Here is a 15,675-nt window from a genome sequence, read left to right on the forward strand (position 1 = left end):
AAAAAAAGCCGGAAAACCGGCTTTTGCTTATAAGCTAACAGTTCCGGCACCGAATAATTTCTTCGGGTTTTCCAGGAACATTTTGTCCAGCTGCTGCTCCGTGATGCCCGCTTTTTTCAGTGCCGGGACAACGGTCTCAAACAGATGGGTCGGATGCCAATTTGCAATTCCCGCCTCGGCTGCAGGCGGAATGACCGGCGGGCGGCCAAGCCAGACGCTGATGGAATCATGGGACAGCATGATCTGGTCCTCATAGCCGTCGTTCAGCAATTCCAGCAAGGTGTCGATGCGCTGCTCATCAAACGGCGCGCCTACCATCCCTTGCAGGCCGAAACGATCGAATGCAATGCTGACGCCGGTTTCCAAAGCGCGCCGGTGGTAATCGGCATCCGTATTGCCACACATATGCCCGATGACGATGCCTGCCGGATTCGCGCCGAGCCCGACGAGGAACTCCGCCTGTTCTGGCCCCATCGTCCCTTCCTGCGTATGCGTCAAAATTGTAATCCCTGTTTCTTTCTGCGCTTCGGCTGCCGCTGTGAAGAACATCTTTTCATAATCCGTGATGGCATCCTTGCTCGAAGCAAGCTTGATGATTCCCGGCTTGATGCCGGTCCCTCCGATGCCGTCTTTGATTTCCTTTGAAAACATCTCGCCGATTTCCTGCGGGGCGCTGCCGAGCGACGCGCGGAACTTGAAATACGGCGTCGCCCCTTCACCTTCATAATAATAGCCCGTTGCGCAAACGATTTGCAGCCCGCTCCGTTCAGAAATCTCCTTCAGCACTTCCGGATCGCGGCCGCATTCATTCGGCGTCGGATCCACAACGGTCTTGACGCCATGGGCCATCATTTTCTCCGCCGCTGCCACACCTGCAGCGACCGCTTCCTCGCGGTTGAACGGCCCGAGCGTCAGATCGCCCTGGAAACCCGGATAGCCGAAGATGAAATGTTCATGGATCAGCGTTTTTCCCATCTCTTCAGGCGCAATCGGACCCGTAACAGTTTCCACTCTTTTTTCCATTTATAAAACCTCCCCCGATTTCTGTTTTTCTTCATCCTGCAGTTTGCGCCACAGGATCTTCCCGCTGCTGGTTGTCGGGAAGATCGTACGGAATTCGATTACGCGCGGATATTTATAGGCAGCCATTTCGCCTTTTGCCCATTCGATGATTTCCGCTTCTGTCACTTCGCCTTCTTTGCCTTCGTGCAAAATGACAAATGCTTTGACCGTCTCTCCCCGGCGCGGATCCGGAATGCCGACCACGCATGCCTGCTGGATTGCCGGATGCTTATAAAGCAGCGACTCCACTTCCGTCGGCCATACTTTGAAGCCGGCCGCGTTGATCATGCGCTTCACGCGGTCTACGAGGAAGAAATAGCCTTCCTCGTCCATCCGGACAATATCGCCCGTGCGGAAAAACGTCAACCCCTCGAGTTCGATAAAAGCGCTGCGGTTTTCGTCATCCCGGTTGAAATAGCCCTGGAACACCTGCGGCCCTTTGACGACCAGTTCCCCTTCTTCGCCATGGCCCAGCATCCGGCCGGATGAAGGGTCGATGACGCGGGCATCCACATCAAACGAAGGAATGCCAAGGCATTGCAGTTTCGGTCGGTCGGGCGGATTGAAATGGGTTTGGGAAATCGTCTCGGACAAACCGTAGCCTTCCACGTATTTCAGTCCGGTGATCGCTGTCAGTTTTTCGCCGACAGCTGCCGGAAGCGGCGCACCTCCGCCGCCTACCACTTGAAGTGAAGACAGATCGTAATTTCCCAGATCCGGATTGGACAGGAAATCGACGACCATCGTGCTGATATTCGTCCAATGGGTGCAGCCGTACTTTTCAATCACTTTGGCCGCATAATTGCGGTCCCAGCGCGTCAGCATGACTGTTTCTGCGCCTCCGTAGATCGGCGCATGCATGCTGTGGACCATGCCGGTGACATGGAACAGCGGCAGCGTCGCCAGCACCACGGCATCCGATGTCGTGTTCATCCAGTGGTAAGTGCCGACGGTATTGGCCTGGACAGTCCGGTTCGTATGCACACAACCTTTCGGCAGTCCGGTCGTGCCGGACGTATACGGCATCACCGCAATATCTTCCGGTAAGCCGCCGTATTCTGAAGGAACGTCCCCCGAACCTATCGCCGCTCCCCAGGAAACCGCACCTTCCAATGTCCGGGCCGCTTCCGCTGCTGCCGGCGGGAGCCCTTCTTCTTCTCCGGCATATTCGGAATAGGCCGCAGTGATTGCTGCATCCAGTGCCGCGAATTCTTCGAGTTCTTCCACCCGGTTGTACAACTCCTGGCCGACGATGCCGATACGGATGCCGCCGTCTTTGATATAGAATGCCAATTCCTCCGCTGTGTTCATCGGATTGACGGGAACGACGATTCCCCGTATGCGCAAGATGGCATAATAGCTGATTAGGAACTGTGGCGAATTCTGCATGAAGAGCAGGATGCGCTCCCCTTTTTCCACCCCGAGCCCTTTCTCCAAAAAGCCGGCCAGGGCTTCCACCTGCTGCTCGAGTTCCCGGTAGGTATAACGCGCTCCGTAATAGACGAGTGCGGTCTTGTGCGGGTACTTTTTGGCGGAAATCGCCAGGTTGTCATAAATGGTGGTTTCCGGGATGGTCAATGATTTTGAAACCCGTTTCGGCCAAAATTCAAAATGAGCTTTGTTCATCCATCTTCCCCCTTCGCGGTTGTCCCATGGCAGTCGTCAGCGCACTTTCTGCTCTTTTGAAAAATCCGGTTTGCGTTTTTCCTTGAATGCCGCAACCCCTTCCAGATGGTCTTCCGTCGTCACCATCATCGCCTGCGTGATTCGCTCCTGCTCCAAAATCTCGGGCAGGCCGGAAACTGCCGCTTGATCTGCAATCTTCTTCAATTGGCCGAACGCTTGCGACGGACCGGCTGCCAGGCGGGCGGCCAACTTCAAAGCCCCGTGCTCCAGTTGATCCGCCGGAAACAGTTCATTGACGATGCCCCATTCGTGCGCTTGCATAGCCGTAATCGGTTCTGCGGTGAAGAACAGCTGCTTCGCCCGGTAGGGGCCAATCAAGCGAGGCAGAAAATAAAGGCCGCCGCCATCTGAAATCAGCCCGACTTGCGCAAAACTCATGACGAACTTGCTGTCTTCCGCCGCCAGTATCAAATCCGACGCCAACGCCAAATTGAACGCCGCTCCCGCTGCAAAACCATGGACAGCCGCAATGATCGGCTTTTCCAATGCGCGCATGGCGAGCACCAGCTCATTCAATTTCCCGATATGCTCATACGTTTCAACCGGCCCTGCCTGCCCCATCGTCTTGACATCGCCGCCTGCTGAAAAAGAGCGGCCGGCACCTGACAGGACGACAGCGCCGATTTCGGGATTCGCTACTGCAGCTTTGATTTCCTCGGTAAGGCGCAGAATCATTTCCGGACTGAAAGAGTTCAAACTTTCAGGACGGTTCAACTGCAGCGAAAGCACCGCATTTTCCAATTTCACCAATAAGTGTTCATTTGCCATCTAAAATTCCTCCTCAAGTTTTAATCGGCAGGACCGGTTCTGTCGACAACAAGCTTCCCAGCTTCCAGCCATGGGACAAAATCGACCAGGCCCGTTTCAGCAATAAAATCGATCTCTTCTTCAAACCCGTAACCGATCAGCATCTCCCCGACCCGGGTGTCTTTCAGCAGACGACTGGCCCAATCCTTATTCGACACGTAAAAAATGCGCGCCGCCTTTGCCGCATCCGTCATTTCCCAATGGGCGGTTTCGTTCATCAAACAATCGATGAAATAGCCGGCCCCGAAAAAATCTTCCAAACAGAATTCGCCGCCCGAACCGGAACAAACCGCTACGACAGTCTCCCCTTGATGGCCAGCTGCAATTTTTGCAGCTGCCGCCTGCCCATTCAAAAGGGAGGCGGTATAGACTTTATTGGCATTTGCCGCTTTACGGATCGCCACCGTACCGTTCGTGGTCGACAGGACGACGGTCTTGCCGATGATTGCGTTCTTCAATTGAAGCGGATTCGGATCCAGGAAGCCTTCGATCGTCCTGCCGTTATATTCACCGACCAGGCAGAAACTTCCTGGCGCCCGGCCGATGGCTTCCCTTCTCGCTTCGTCCCCGTCAAGTACCGGGATCACTTCTTTTGCTCCATGCCAGAAACAGGCGGCAATGGTCGATGTCGCCAGCAGTACATCGAATATGACCGCTGTCTTGTCTTTTTGCATCTTGGCTTCATCGATTTCCTCTTTCTTCAAAAGCAGGTGAAGTTTCGGCACGTGTTCACTTCCTCTTAGCGAGTATGAAAAAAATGGGACAGCTGCCGCGTGCCTGCTGTCCCGTTGTCCACCTGTGCGTCTTTATTTCGCCGCTTCTTCGCGAAGCGCACGGCGCAGGATTTTCCCTACATTGGTCTTCGGCAATTCGCTGCGGAACTCTACCAGCTTCGGCACTTTATAAGCCGCCATCTTTTCTTTCGCCCAATCGATGATCTGCTCCTCAGTCGCTTCCTGGCCCGCTTTTTTCACGATGATCGCCTTGACGCTTTCTCCGCGGTAAGGGTCGGCGACACCGATTGCCACCGCTTCCTGCACGGCCGGATGTTCATATAAAACTTCTTCGATATCGCGCGGATAGACGTTATAGCCGCTCGATAGGATCATGTCCTTTTTCCGGTCGACAATATAAACATAGCCGTCTTCATCCATCGTGGCGATATCTCCTGTAAACAGCCAGCCGTCGCGCAGCGCATTTTCGGTTTCTTCCGGCATGTTCCAGTACCCTTTCATCACTTGCGGCCCGCTGATCACGAGTTCGCCTTTTTCGCCGCGCGGCACTTCCCCTTCCCCGGTTGCCAAATCCACCACTTTGTATTCGGTCGAAGGCATGCCGATCCCGATGCTGCCGGGCTTCCGCTCGGCGAACGGGGGATTGCAATGCGTTGTTGGGGAAGCTTCTGATAACCCGTAGCCTTCCAATATCTTCGCGCCTGTCTTTTGCTCGAATTCCTTCATCGTTCCCACAGGCATCGGCGCGCTTCCGCTATTGCAGATATGGATGCTGTCGATTCCATATTTCTCCGCCTCCGGATGGTTGGTGATGGCGATGTACATCGTCGGCACCCCTGGGAACGTCGTCGGCTGTTCCCGTTTGATCGTCTCGAGCACCTCCTGGAGGTCAAAGCGCGGCAGAAGGATGTTTTTCGATCCATTCAAGATGGATAAATTCATCGCTGCTGTCATCCCGAACACATGGAACAAGGGAATGACCGTCAGGCAGCTTTCCTCGCCATACGTCACTTCTTCCTTGAAAAATTCCTGGGATTGCAGCGCATTCGCCGTAATATTGCGGTGCGTCAGCATAGCGCCTTTGGAAAGGCCCGTCGTTCCGCCGGTATACTGCAGGACGGCTACATCTTCAGCCGGATTGATGGCGACCGGCTCCACACGGCCATTGCCTTGCCCTAAAAAGTGCTCGAACAGGACCGCGCCTTCAAGCTGCGGCTTTTCCGCATCAAAAGAAACGACGATGATGTTCTTCAACTTTGTATGCGGCGCGATTCCCTGGATCCGCGGGAGCAAGGGTGCATAGACGACGATCGTTTCCGCACCGGAATCATTCAGCAAGTAGATCAGTTCTTTTTCAAGCAGCATCGGATTGACCTGCGTAACGATGGCGCCTGCCTTCAAGATGCCGAAATACGAAATGGCGTATTGCGGACAATTCGGCAGCATCAATGCCACCCGATCGCTTTTCACAATGCCGTATTTCTGGAGAGCCGATGCAAATGCATTCGATAAACCATAAAACTCCTGATAGCTGATTTCCTTCTGGTAAAACTTCAGCGCCACATTGTCCGGGATCCGTGCAGCTGTTTCTGCAAGAAATTCCGGCATGGTCTTCTCGGGAAACTCCATTTCTGTCCGGATGCCTTCCGGGTAATGCTTGGACGCAATATGTTCGATTGTCATTTCTTTCCCCCGTCCTTGTTTTATTTTTGGATGTACTTGTTCATTTCCAATTTGGCGATCTGGTTGCGATGCACTTCATCCGGTCCGTCCGCGAGGCGCAGCGTACGCGAATTGGCCCATTGCGCCGCAAGCGTAAAGTCGTCGCTGACGCCGGCGGCTCCGAATGCCTGGATCGCCCGGTCGATTACGCGAAGCGCCATGTTCGGCGCCGTCACTTTGATCATGGCGATTTCCGCTTTCGCTTCTTTATTGCCGACGGTGTCCATCATATAAGCGGCTTTCAGTGTCAGAAGCCGCGCCTGCTCGATTTCAATGCGCGAATCGGCGATCCATTCACGGACGACGCCCTGGTTTGCAAGCGGCTTTCCGAATGGCGTCCGCTCCTGGACACGGATGCACATTTCCTCGAGCGCCCGTTCTGCTGCACCGATCAGCCGCATGCAATGGTGGATGCGGCCTGGCCCCAAGCGGCCTTGGGCGATGGCGAAGCCTTTCCCCTCGCCCCACAGCATATTGCCTGCCGGCACACGTACATTGTCGAACGTGATTTCTGCATGGCCATGCGGTGCATGGTCATAGCCGAATACCGGCAAGAGGCGTTCGATTTTCACTCCTGGAGCGTCCAGCGGCACCAGGATCATGGACTGCTGTTCGTGGCGCGCGGCATCCGGGTCGTTCTTGCCCATGACGATGGCGATTTTGCAGCGCGGGTCTCCGGCGCCAGACGACCACCATTTCCGCCCGTTGATTATGTATTCATCGCCATCCCGTTTGATCGACGCTTCAATGTTTGTTGCATCACTCGACGCGACATCCGGTTCCGTCATCGAGAAACAGGAACGGATTTCACCGGCAAGGAGCGGTTTCAGCCATTTCTCTTTCTGCTCTTCGGTGCCATAGCGCACCAGCACTTCCATATTGCCGGTATCCGGCGCGTTGCAGTTGAAGATTTCCGGTCCGATCAGCGAACGCCCCATGATTTCACAAAGCGGCGCATATTCCTGATTTGTCAGTCCGGCGCCGTACTCGCTTTCCGGCAGGAACAGATTCCATAAGCCTGCATCCTTTGCCTTCTTTTTCAGTTCCTCCATAATCGGGGGAATCTCCGACCAGCGATCGGCCTGGGCATTCAGCTGCTGTTCAAAGAGCTTTTCGTTCGGGTAGACATTCTCCTCCATAAACTGCGTCAATTGCTGCTCCAACTTTTTCGTCTTCTCTGAATAGGAAAAATCCATCTGCGCTTCCACCTTTCTAGTACTAACCGGTTGGTATGTTCAGAATATTAATTTAATGTTAGCGTTTCCAAAATGTAAATGCAAGGGAATTTTAGGATTTCCTCCATAAAAAAAGACCGCTCCTCGGCGGCCTTTGTCTGTTCCGGCTCTATTAGTCTTCCTGTTCTTTGTCATCTTCTTCGTCTAGTTGTTCATCGGTATTGTCCTCTCCCATCGGCCCTTCTTCTTCCGGATTGTCTTCACCGGTCACCGGATCGTCCACTTCAATGTTATCGTCGTCGCCATCCCCATCGCCGCCGCAAGCGCCAAGCATACTGACAGAGAGGGCTGCTGCCGCTCCAAGCTTCATCCATTTCGCGATCGCCATTTCGTTTCCTCCTCTCCTGGCTTTCGTTGTTCTTTACTTAAATACCCGATGCCGGCCGGCATTAACAAAAAGAGGCGGCGCATTTGTATTTTTCTGAAAAAACTATTGACCCTATTTTCAGAATGGCGTATGGTAGAAGTAACTTGAAGAAAGAGGTGAGGCATTATGGCTATTTTATTTTTGAATACGCAAATCCAATCCATAATGTCCCGCTCTGTGTATCGCTGACGATACGCTTCTTCCATTATGCCCGGGAACCATGGATTGCGATTTGCGCGCATCCATGGTTTTTTATTATGCATAAATAGGAGGAACTTACATTGAATAAGATCGAACAATACGGCTGGAATACAGCTTGGCAAGAAAAAATCGGCGCGGCCGGAATTCCGGGGCGCATTACATTGGAACATAAAAACATCTACCGGGTCGTGACGGACCGCGGAGAATGGCTGAGCACGCTTTCCGGAAAATACCGACATGAGCACCTGCACAGCGAATTTCCGGCTGTCGGCGACTGGGTCATGGTCGGCCAGATGCCTGGCGAGGAAAAAGGGATCATCCATCAAGTCCTCCCCCGCACGTCCCAGTTTTCACGGAAAGCGGCGGGCGACACATCGGAGATCCAATTGATCGCTGTCAACGTGGATTATGTCTTTCTCGTCATGTCATTGAACCACGACTTCAACGTCCGGCGCCTGGAACGCTACTTGATCGCCGCTTGGGATTCAGGGGCCAATCCGGTGATTGTCCTGACGAAAAGCGATCAATGCGAAGACGTCGAACCCTACCTGCGTGAAGTGGAAAAAGTCGCATTCGGCTTGCCGGTATACCCGGTATCCAGCGTCAACGGCGAAGGCATCGAAGACCTTCAGAATCTGCTGGCCCCGAATAAAACCGGCGCACTCCTCGGTTCATCGGGCGTCGGAAAATCGTCTCTGATCAACGCCTTGTCCGGCAGCGCGCTGATGGCGGTCCAGGACATCCGGGAAGACGACAGCAAAGGGCGGCACACGACTACGCACCGGGAACTGGTCCGGTTGCCTGGCGGCGGTTTATTGATCGACACGCCGGGCATGCGCGAATTCCAGCTCGGCGATTACGAAGAAGGCATCGAAAGCGGCTTCTCGGATGTGGAGCAATTGGCAGAAGAATGCCGGTTCCGGGACTGCGGGCATGGCAGCGAACCCGGCTGCCGCATCCAAGAAGCCCTCTTGACGGGTGAATTGCAGCATGACCGCTACAGAAGCTACGTCAAACTGAAGCGTGAGCTTGCCCACATGGAGCGCAAAAGCGATGCAGCGGCCCAAAAAGCCGAACGCAGCAAATGGAAGCAGATTACAAAAGACAACCGGAAGCGGCCTGTCAAAAAACGATAAAGCAAAAAGAGCAAGCCCGGATCAACGAGCTTGCTCTGAGCTTGTAGACAAAATAATAATTTTTCATTTAGATGAATAAAACTAATGAAAGCTGTGTTGGATCCTCCACTTCAGGCGGACGCTTTCCGCGGGCTCGCGCCGAACTAACAAAGAACCTGTGCTCCTGCGCAAGCTCGTCGCAAATACTTGCCCTCGCAAGCTTCGGTCAAGCATTGACTGGCGTCCGAGTGGATTTCGGCACTGCGCTGTCCCGCTGGTAAAACCGGTGCTCCTGTCTCTGCATCGCTTCGCTAGCTTCGAGACATGAAAGGGCGTTGCATCGCTCCGCTGCTTCGTCGCAAACAAGTTGGCCGCCTCCATTCCCAGCAGCCATTTATAGCAAATAGAAAAGACCGGAGGAGAAAAAGCAATGCTTTTTCTCCTCCGGTCTTTAGTTTGGAGCTTTTTTGACAGCCCCTTTTTAATTTTCGGGGTCGGTCAATCCGTGCTTCACCGCGTACAGCGCCGCCTGTGTGCGGTCCTGCACCTCCAGCTTCGTGAAGATGTTCGATATATGCGTCTTCACGGTTTTCTCTGTCACAAAAAGAGCCGATGCGATTTCCCGGTTGCTTTTCCCTTTCGTCAGCTCCGCCAGCACTTCCTTTTCGCGCGGCGTGAGGAGATTGACCATATGCGGCACAGGATCGGCCGGCCCTTTGGCAAGCTGCGACGTCGCTTTCGGGTGCAGCGTATTTTCGCCGCGCATCAGGCTGCGGATCGATTCAACCAATTCATCAGGTTCGATATCCTTCAGCTGATAGCCGGCTGCCCCTGCCTCCATTGCCGGCACTACATGGTCCCGGTCGGAAAAACTGGTCAGCATGAGGACGATGATGCCGGGATGCTGCTCCTTGATTTTCCGGGTAGCCTGGATGCCGTCCATCTCGGGCATGACCAGATCCATCAGGACAATGTCAGGGTTCAGCCGCCCGGCCATTTCCACAGCTTCCTTCCCATTCACCGCTTCCCCGACAACTTCGATGTCCTGCTGCGTTTTCAGGAAAAACATCAGCCCCCGCCGCACGACATGATGGTCGTCGGCAATCAATACTTTCACCATGCAACCACTCCTCCATTAATACGGAATCCTGATGAGGATTTCCGTCCCTTTTCCGATTTCGCTCGACCAGTCAATCGTTCCGCCTTCGGCCTTCGCCCGGTCGCGCATGCTCTGGATGCCGATCGATGGGATTGCCAGGCCTTCGCCGACGACAAATCCATGCCCTTCATCTTTGATGACCAATAGCACATCCGACGGCGTCATGGACATATACAGCCGGACTTCACTGACGCCGGCATGCTTGCGGATGTTGTTCAGCGCTTCCTGCGCAATCCGGAACAGCGTCTCCTCCGTCCGCGAAGGCAATTGGATGACGCCGGTCACTTTCAGCTCCACAGCCAGGCCGAGCATTTCCGCATAGCCTTTGATCGCCTCGAGCAGCCCTGTCTCCAATCCTTTGGGGCGCAGCTGCCAAATCAAGGCGCGCATTTCGTTCAATGCTTCCTGCGTCAAATGCTGGATATCGCGGAACGTCTCCCGGATTTCCGGGTCTTCTGACATGACGCTGCCGCCTCTTGCCGTCAGCGTCACCGAAAACAGCAATTGGTTGACAGAATCATGCAGGTCGCGCGCGAGCCGGTTGCGCTCCTTGACGAGCGCCAGTTCCTGCTCCTGTTTTGTCAGCAGGATGCGCTTGATCGCCGATCCGATCTGGAACGCCACCGACTCCAACAGCGCCAATTCTTCTTTCGAAAAGCGTTGCGTATCAGGCGCCGCAATATTCAAGAGCCCAAACCGTTCATTGCCGGACTGCAGCGGGACCGTGGCATGGTGCGTGATGCCGCCGCTGTCTTCAGCAGCCGACGCCATGGCATTCTCGATGCGCTGGCAAGCTATGATGTTCGATGCCTTTTCGAGATCGGCATCATGATACCGTTTGACGCACCAACAACCGCCCTTTTTCAGGTGGCGGCAATCATTTTTCTGCAGCGCCGGCGGCAGGTTTGCCTGTGCCACCAGCTGGTGCTTGCCGTCGCTGTCAATGAAAAATATCCAGGCGGCTTCAAAAGCGGAGCCGTTCAGCAGCTTCCAGATTGCGCCTTCAAGCATCCGGTCCATATCGGTTTCTTCATTCAGGAGCTCTGCAATTTCCTTCAGCAATGCGACATTCGACTGTCGTTCCATATCCATCCTTCTCCACCCCGCTATTATGTATACCTTACAGGTTTTAAGCACGCCTGCGCTTCGGACTTTTGAATGAAAAAGCTCCCTGCGCGAGGGAGCTCCAAATCATCTGCTGTTCAGTTCGTCCAGGAATGTCTGCTTCAACAGCTCGAGCTTTTCGTCGCTGTCGCGTTCGTTGGCCGCGGTGACGCCGAAGTAATATTTCACTTTCGGCTCGGTTCCGCTCGGCCGCACGCAAACCCACGAACCGTCTTCTAGGAAATACTTCAAAACATTTGATTGCGGCAATTCGATTTTCTCATTGGTCACCATGTCCGCAAAAATCCGGTTCTGCGTTTCATAATCCTCGATTGACACGACCGGGATCCCGGCGATTTCCCGGATTGGCTGCTCGCGCAGCCCTTCGAGCAATGCGGTGATTTCGCGTGCGCCTTCGAGCCCTTTTTTCGTCACCGATACCAATGCTTCCCGGTACCAGCCGTGGCGGTTATAAAGCTCCGTCAATTTATCGTGGAGCGTCATGCCTTGGGTCTTGTAATAAGCGGCAGCTTCGATGAGCAGAAGCGTCGCTTGGACGGCATCTTTGTCGCGGGCAAAGTCCTTGATCAAATAGCCGTAGCTTTCTTCATAGCCGAAAAGGAACTCGAATTTCTTCTCTTGGTCGTTGTGCTTCAGCTTTTCGCCGATAAACTTAAAGCCGGTCAACACGTCTTCAGAGGCAACGGCATAAGATTCAGCAATGACGCGCCCGAATTCCGAAGTGACGATGGTCTTGAAGATTTTGCCGTTTGCAGGCAATGTGCCTTTCGCCTGCTTCTTGCCCAGCAAATAATCGATCAGCAGTGCGCCTGTCTGGTTGCCGTTCAGCAGCTCGTAATGGCCGCCGCTCAGAACGGCCGCCCCGACGCGATCGCCGTCCGGATCGATGGCAACCAGCAGTTCCGCCCCGGTTTCATTGCCATATTTCTCAGCGAGTTCAAAAGCAGATGCTTCTTCGGGATTCGGCGACTTGACGGTCGGAAATTCGCCGTCCGGCTGCATCTGTTCAGCCACATAGACGATATCGGCATAGCCAGCCGCGTCCAACAAGCGCTTCACCGTGGAACCTGACGCGCCGTGCAGCGGCGTAAAGACCGCCTTGATAGGATTCGCCGATCCTTCCTGTACTGTCAGCGCCTGTTCAATATAAGCGGCATCCAGCTTTTCTCCGAGGCTGACAAGCAGCGCCGGATCGTATGAAGAATTGTCGATGCCGAGTTCATCTTCGACCTCACTGACGAAACTGATGACCCGGTCGGCATCTTCCAGATTCAGCTGCGCGCCGTCTTCGCCGTATACTTTATAGCCGTTGTATTCAGGCGGGTTGTGGCTAGCCGTAATGACCACGCCCATGAATGCATTCAAATACCGGACGCTAAATGACAATTGCGGCGTTGTCCGCGGTTCGCTGTAGACATACGTATGGATGCCATTTGCAGCAAATGTTTTCGCTGCTTCCTGTGCGAATTCGGGCGACATGCGCCGGCTGTCATACGCAATCGCAATCCCGCGGGCCATTGCCATTTCACCGTTGTCTTTGATGTAATTCGCGATGCCCTGCGATGCTTTGCGCACCGTATAGACATTCATGCGGTTTGTGCCCGGGCCGATTTCGCCGCGCATCCCGCCAGTCCCGAATGCCAGATCCTGGTAAAAGGCATCCTCTGCCAATTTTTCATCATCTTTCAGTAAATTCAAAGCCTCTCTGGTCACTTCATCCAGCCGGTCATGCTCCAACCAGCGCTTGATTCGTTCCTGCCATGTCATATGCATCCCTCCATAACTTCAGTTTACCAAAAAAAACAAAAAAAAACCGCTCCCTTTAGGAAGCGGCCGTCTGGCTCAATCTTTCTTGTATTCCACACTATAGACGTCATGGCGGCGGTCTTTCAGCTGCTTGACAGTCCCGTTCTGGCGCTGGCGGCGCAGGATCTCAAGATCGACGTCACCGATCAGTACCATTTCCAGGTTGGCATTGGTTTCCCCTACGATGCCGTCGCGGGCAAATTCGAAATCGCTCGGTGCGAAAATGCCGGACTGTGCATATTGGATATCCATGTTTTCGGTCTGCGGCAAGTTGCCGACCGTTCCTGAAATGACTGTGTAAATCTGGTTTTCCACAGCGCGGGCCTGAGCGCAATAACGCACGCGCAGGTAGCCTTGGCGGTCTTCCGTACAGAAAGGCGAGAAGATGATGTTCGCGCCCATATCTGTCGCGATACGCGCCAGTTCAGGGAACTCGATGTCGTAGCAGATTTGGATAGCGATTTTTCCGCAATCCGTATCGAACACGCGGACCGAATCGCCTGCAGAAATCCCCCACCATTTCCGTTCATTCGGCGTGATGTGGATTTTATACTGCTTGTCGATCGAACCATCGCGGCGGAACAGGTACGCAATGTTATAGATTTCGTCGTCATCTTCCTTAACGAAATGCGATCCGCCGATGATGTTAATGTTGTAGCGGACAGCCAGATCCGTGAACAACTCGATATATTGCGGCGTGTACTCCGTCAATTTGCGGACGGCCTGGCTTGGCGATGGCTCGTTCAGGAATGACATCAATTGCGTCGTAAAGATTTCCGGGAACACCACAAAATCGGAATGCGCATCAGAAGCCACGTCCACGAAATATTCAACCTGGTTTGCCAGATCATCAAACGATTCAATTGCGCGCATCAAATACTGCACGACACAGATGCGGACAGGCAGGCTTGTCTTGAAATGGCGTTTCGAAACCGGTTTATAGTCGACATTGTTCCATTCCATCAATGTCGCGTATTTGCCTGATGCCAAGTCGTCCTGCAGATAATTCGGGTTGATGCGCATCAGTTGGAAGCCGTTCATCAATTGGAACGTCAGGACAGGATCATAAATTTTATGGCGCGAAACCGCATCCACATACTCCCTCGGCGACATTTCATCCGCATGTTTATGGAAGTTCGGAATGCGGCCGCCAAGGATGATCGATTTCAAATTCAATTCCCGTGCAAGTTCTTTGCGTGCTTCATACAGCCGTTGGCCAACCTGCATGCGCCGGTATTCCGGATGCACCATCACTTCAATTCCGTACATGTTATAGCCATCGGGATTGTGGTTCGTGATATAGCCGCCGTCGGTTACATCGTCCCACGTATGGCGGTCATCGTATTCATCGAAATTGATCAACAAGCTTGAACATGAGCCGATGACTTTGCCATCGAGTTCAGCGACGAGCTGGCCCTGCGGAAAGACACCCAGGTGGCTCCGCAGCTGCTCTTCTTTCCATGGATCCATCCCAGGGAAGCAAAGTCGCTGCATTTCTAGAATGGGATTTATATCTGCATAGGTCATCTCCCGGATGATCATGCTTTTTTCAAAATGGGATAAATCGAACTGTTCTGGCACTGCAGCCACTCCTTCACAAAAGTATCACACTTTATTATATAGGATAGCGACGCAGGTTGATAATATTTTACTTGCCGGCGTCAAGGATTTATACTTTGATGGAAGTAACTTTTGAAAAGAGGTACCACTCAATGTCGAAGCGCCAAGAAAATGTTTTGCTTGCTATGTGGGCTGTCGCGCTGGTTGCCACGGCCGGATCCCTGTATTTCTCACAGATCAGGGATTACATTCCTTGTACATTGTGCTGGGTGCAGCGGATTTTCATGTATCCGCTCGTAGTCGTCATCGGAATCGCTTTTGCCCAGAAGAACGTCCGGATCGCTACAACGACGCTGGCCCTATCCGTCATCGGCGGCGGGATTTCGCTCTACCATTACGGCCTGCAGAAACTGACATTCCTGTCGGACGCTGCCCCGTCCTGCGGACAAGTCCCTTGCACCGGCCAGTACATCAATTATTTCGGGTTCATCACCATTCCATTTTTAGCGCTTACCGCATTTATTCTAATTGCCGGAATGAGCATCTATTTGCTGAAGTCATTGAAGGAGGAAGTTAAGTAATGAAGAAAATGTTGATCATCGGCGGCGTGATTGTAGCGATTTTTGCGCTCATCATCGTATTAACGAACATGTCAAACAGCCAAAAACTTGCAGACAACCCGTACGATAAAGAAGATTTGGACCAATCGACCATCGATCTGCTGGACGATGAGAACTATCAGAACATCGCCTTGCCGGATGAAGTGGCGAAACAGGTCGAAAGCGGCGAACCGACTACGGTTTATTTTTTCAGCCCGACTTGCCCACATTGCCAGGCAACTACGCCCGTGTTGATGCCAGTGGCTAACGACATGGATGTGGACGTCCTCCAATACAATTTGTTAGAGTATGAACAAGGTTGGCAGGATTATTTCATCGAAGCCACTCCAACGCTTGTCCATTATGAAAATGGCGAAGAAGTTGCGCGCTGGGTCGGCGCACAGCCAAAAGAAAACATCGAAGAATTTTTCAACGAAGTCGTTCTGAAATAATAAAAGACAAGGGTCATGTGCCGTGCGCATGGCCCTTTCATATGG

Annotated in this window: 14 protein-coding genes; 3 read left to right on the top strand and 11 right to left on the bottom strand. The window is 53.3% G+C overall.

Features of this window, described 5'->3' with window-relative positions; genetic code table 11:
- Positions 1–27: 27 nt before the first annotated feature.
- The 7 genes from ACTL32_RS15935 to ACTL32_RS15965 all read right to left on the bottom strand — a co-directional run bounded on the left by ACTL32_RS15935 (position 28) and on the right by ACTL32_RS15965 (position 7,574).
- Positions 28–1,023, bottom strand: coding sequence for a phosphotriesterase family protein (locus tag ACTL32_RS15935; RefSeq protein ID WP_441342403.1), 996 nt, complete (start codon positions 1,021–1,023; stop codon positions 28–30).
- On the bottom strand, positions 1,024–2,688 hold the full coding sequence (locus ACTL32_RS15940) for a long-chain fatty acid--CoA ligase (protein ID WP_441342404.1): 1,665 nt from the start codon (positions 2,686–2,688) through the stop codon (positions 1,024–1,026).
- Positions 2,689–2,724: 36 nt separating this feature from the next.
- Positions 2,725–3,516 (bottom strand): enoyl-CoA hydratase/isomerase family protein, encoded by a 792-nt coding sequence (locus tag ACTL32_RS15945; RefSeq protein ID WP_441342405.1) that lies wholly within the window; start codon positions 3,514–3,516, stop codon positions 2,725–2,727.
- Between the two features lie 20 nt (positions 3,517–3,536).
- Complete coding sequence (locus ACTL32_RS15950; RefSeq protein ID WP_441342406.1) at positions 3,537–4,280, bottom strand: 2-phosphosulfolactate phosphatase; 744 nt, start codon at positions 4,278–4,280, stop codon at positions 3,537–3,539.
- A gap of 81 nt (positions 4,281–4,361) precedes the next feature.
- A complete protein-coding gene (locus ACTL32_RS15955) occupies positions 4,362–5,972 on the bottom strand; it encodes a long-chain-fatty-acid--CoA ligase (RefSeq protein ID WP_441342407.1) in 1,611 nt (536 codons plus the stop codon).
- A 20-nt stretch (positions 5,973–5,992) separates the two neighbouring features.
- Positions 5,993–7,207 carry an acyl-CoA dehydrogenase gene (locus ACTL32_RS15960; protein WP_441342408.1) on the bottom strand — a complete coding sequence of 405 codons (1,215 nt, stop codon included), beginning with the start codon at positions 7,205–7,207 and terminating at the stop codon, positions 5,993–5,995.
- A gap of 151 nt (positions 7,208–7,358) precedes the next feature.
- The gene (locus tag ACTL32_RS15965) at positions 7,359–7,574 is read right to left on the bottom strand and encodes a hypothetical protein (protein ID WP_441342409.1); all 216 of its coding nucleotides are present in this window, start codon (positions 7,572–7,574) and stop codon (positions 7,359–7,361) included.
- Positions 7,575–7,894: 320 nt separating this feature from the next.
- On the opposite strand from ACTL32_RS15965, the gene rsgA reads away from it, so the two are divergent.
- Positions 7,895–8,950, top strand: a complete 1,056-nt coding sequence (gene rsgA / locus ACTL32_RS15970; RefSeq protein WP_441342410.1) for a ribosome small subunit-dependent GTPase A — start codon at positions 7,895–7,897, stop codon at positions 8,948–8,950.
- Positions 8,951–9,410: 460 nt separating this feature from the next.
- On the opposite strand, the gene ACTL32_RS15975 is transcribed toward rsgA, so the two are convergent.
- From ACTL32_RS15975 to ACTL32_RS15990, 4 genes are all read right to left on the bottom strand, one after another.
- Positions 9,411–10,049, bottom strand: coding sequence for a response regulator (locus ACTL32_RS15975; RefSeq protein WP_441342411.1), 639 nt, complete (start codon positions 10,047–10,049; stop codon positions 9,411–9,413).
- Positions 10,050–10,064: 15 nt separating this feature from the next.
- Positions 10,065–11,180 carry a GAF domain-containing sensor histidine kinase gene (locus tag ACTL32_RS15980; protein WP_441342412.1) on the bottom strand — a complete coding sequence of 372 codons (1,116 nt, stop codon included), beginning with the start codon at positions 11,178–11,180 and terminating at the stop codon, positions 10,065–10,067.
- Between the two features lie 99 nt (positions 11,181–11,279).
- A complete protein-coding gene (locus ACTL32_RS15985; protein ID WP_441342413.1) occupies positions 11,280–12,980 on the bottom strand; it encodes a phospho-sugar mutase in 1,701 nt (566 codons plus the stop codon).
- A 75-nt stretch (positions 12,981–13,055) separates the two neighbouring features.
- The gene (locus ACTL32_RS15990) at positions 13,056–14,600 is read right to left on the bottom strand and encodes a GNAT family N-acetyltransferase (RefSeq protein WP_441342414.1); all 1,545 of its coding nucleotides are present in this window, start codon (positions 14,598–14,600) and stop codon (positions 13,056–13,058) included.
- 131 nt (positions 14,601–14,731) lie between these two features.
- Between ACTL32_RS15990 and ACTL32_RS15995 the strand changes: the two genes are divergently transcribed.
- The gene (locus ACTL32_RS15995) at positions 14,732–15,160 is read left to right on the top strand and encodes a disulfide oxidoreductase (protein ID WP_204892951.1); all 429 of its coding nucleotides are present in this window, start codon (positions 14,732–14,734) and stop codon (positions 15,158–15,160) included.
- A complete protein-coding gene (locus ACTL32_RS16000; RefSeq protein ID WP_441342415.1) occupies positions 15,160–15,630 on the top strand; it encodes a thioredoxin family protein in 471 nt (156 codons plus the stop codon). Before ACTL32_RS15995 ends, ACTL32_RS16000 begins: the two co-directional genes overlap by 1 nt.
- The last annotated feature ends 45 nt before the right edge of the window (positions 15,631–15,675 follow it).

The organism is Planococcus sp. FY231025 (assembly GCF_052078085.1).
In the GTDB taxonomy this organism is placed as follows: Bacteria; Bacillota; Bacilli; order Bacillales_A; family Planococcaceae; genus Planococcus.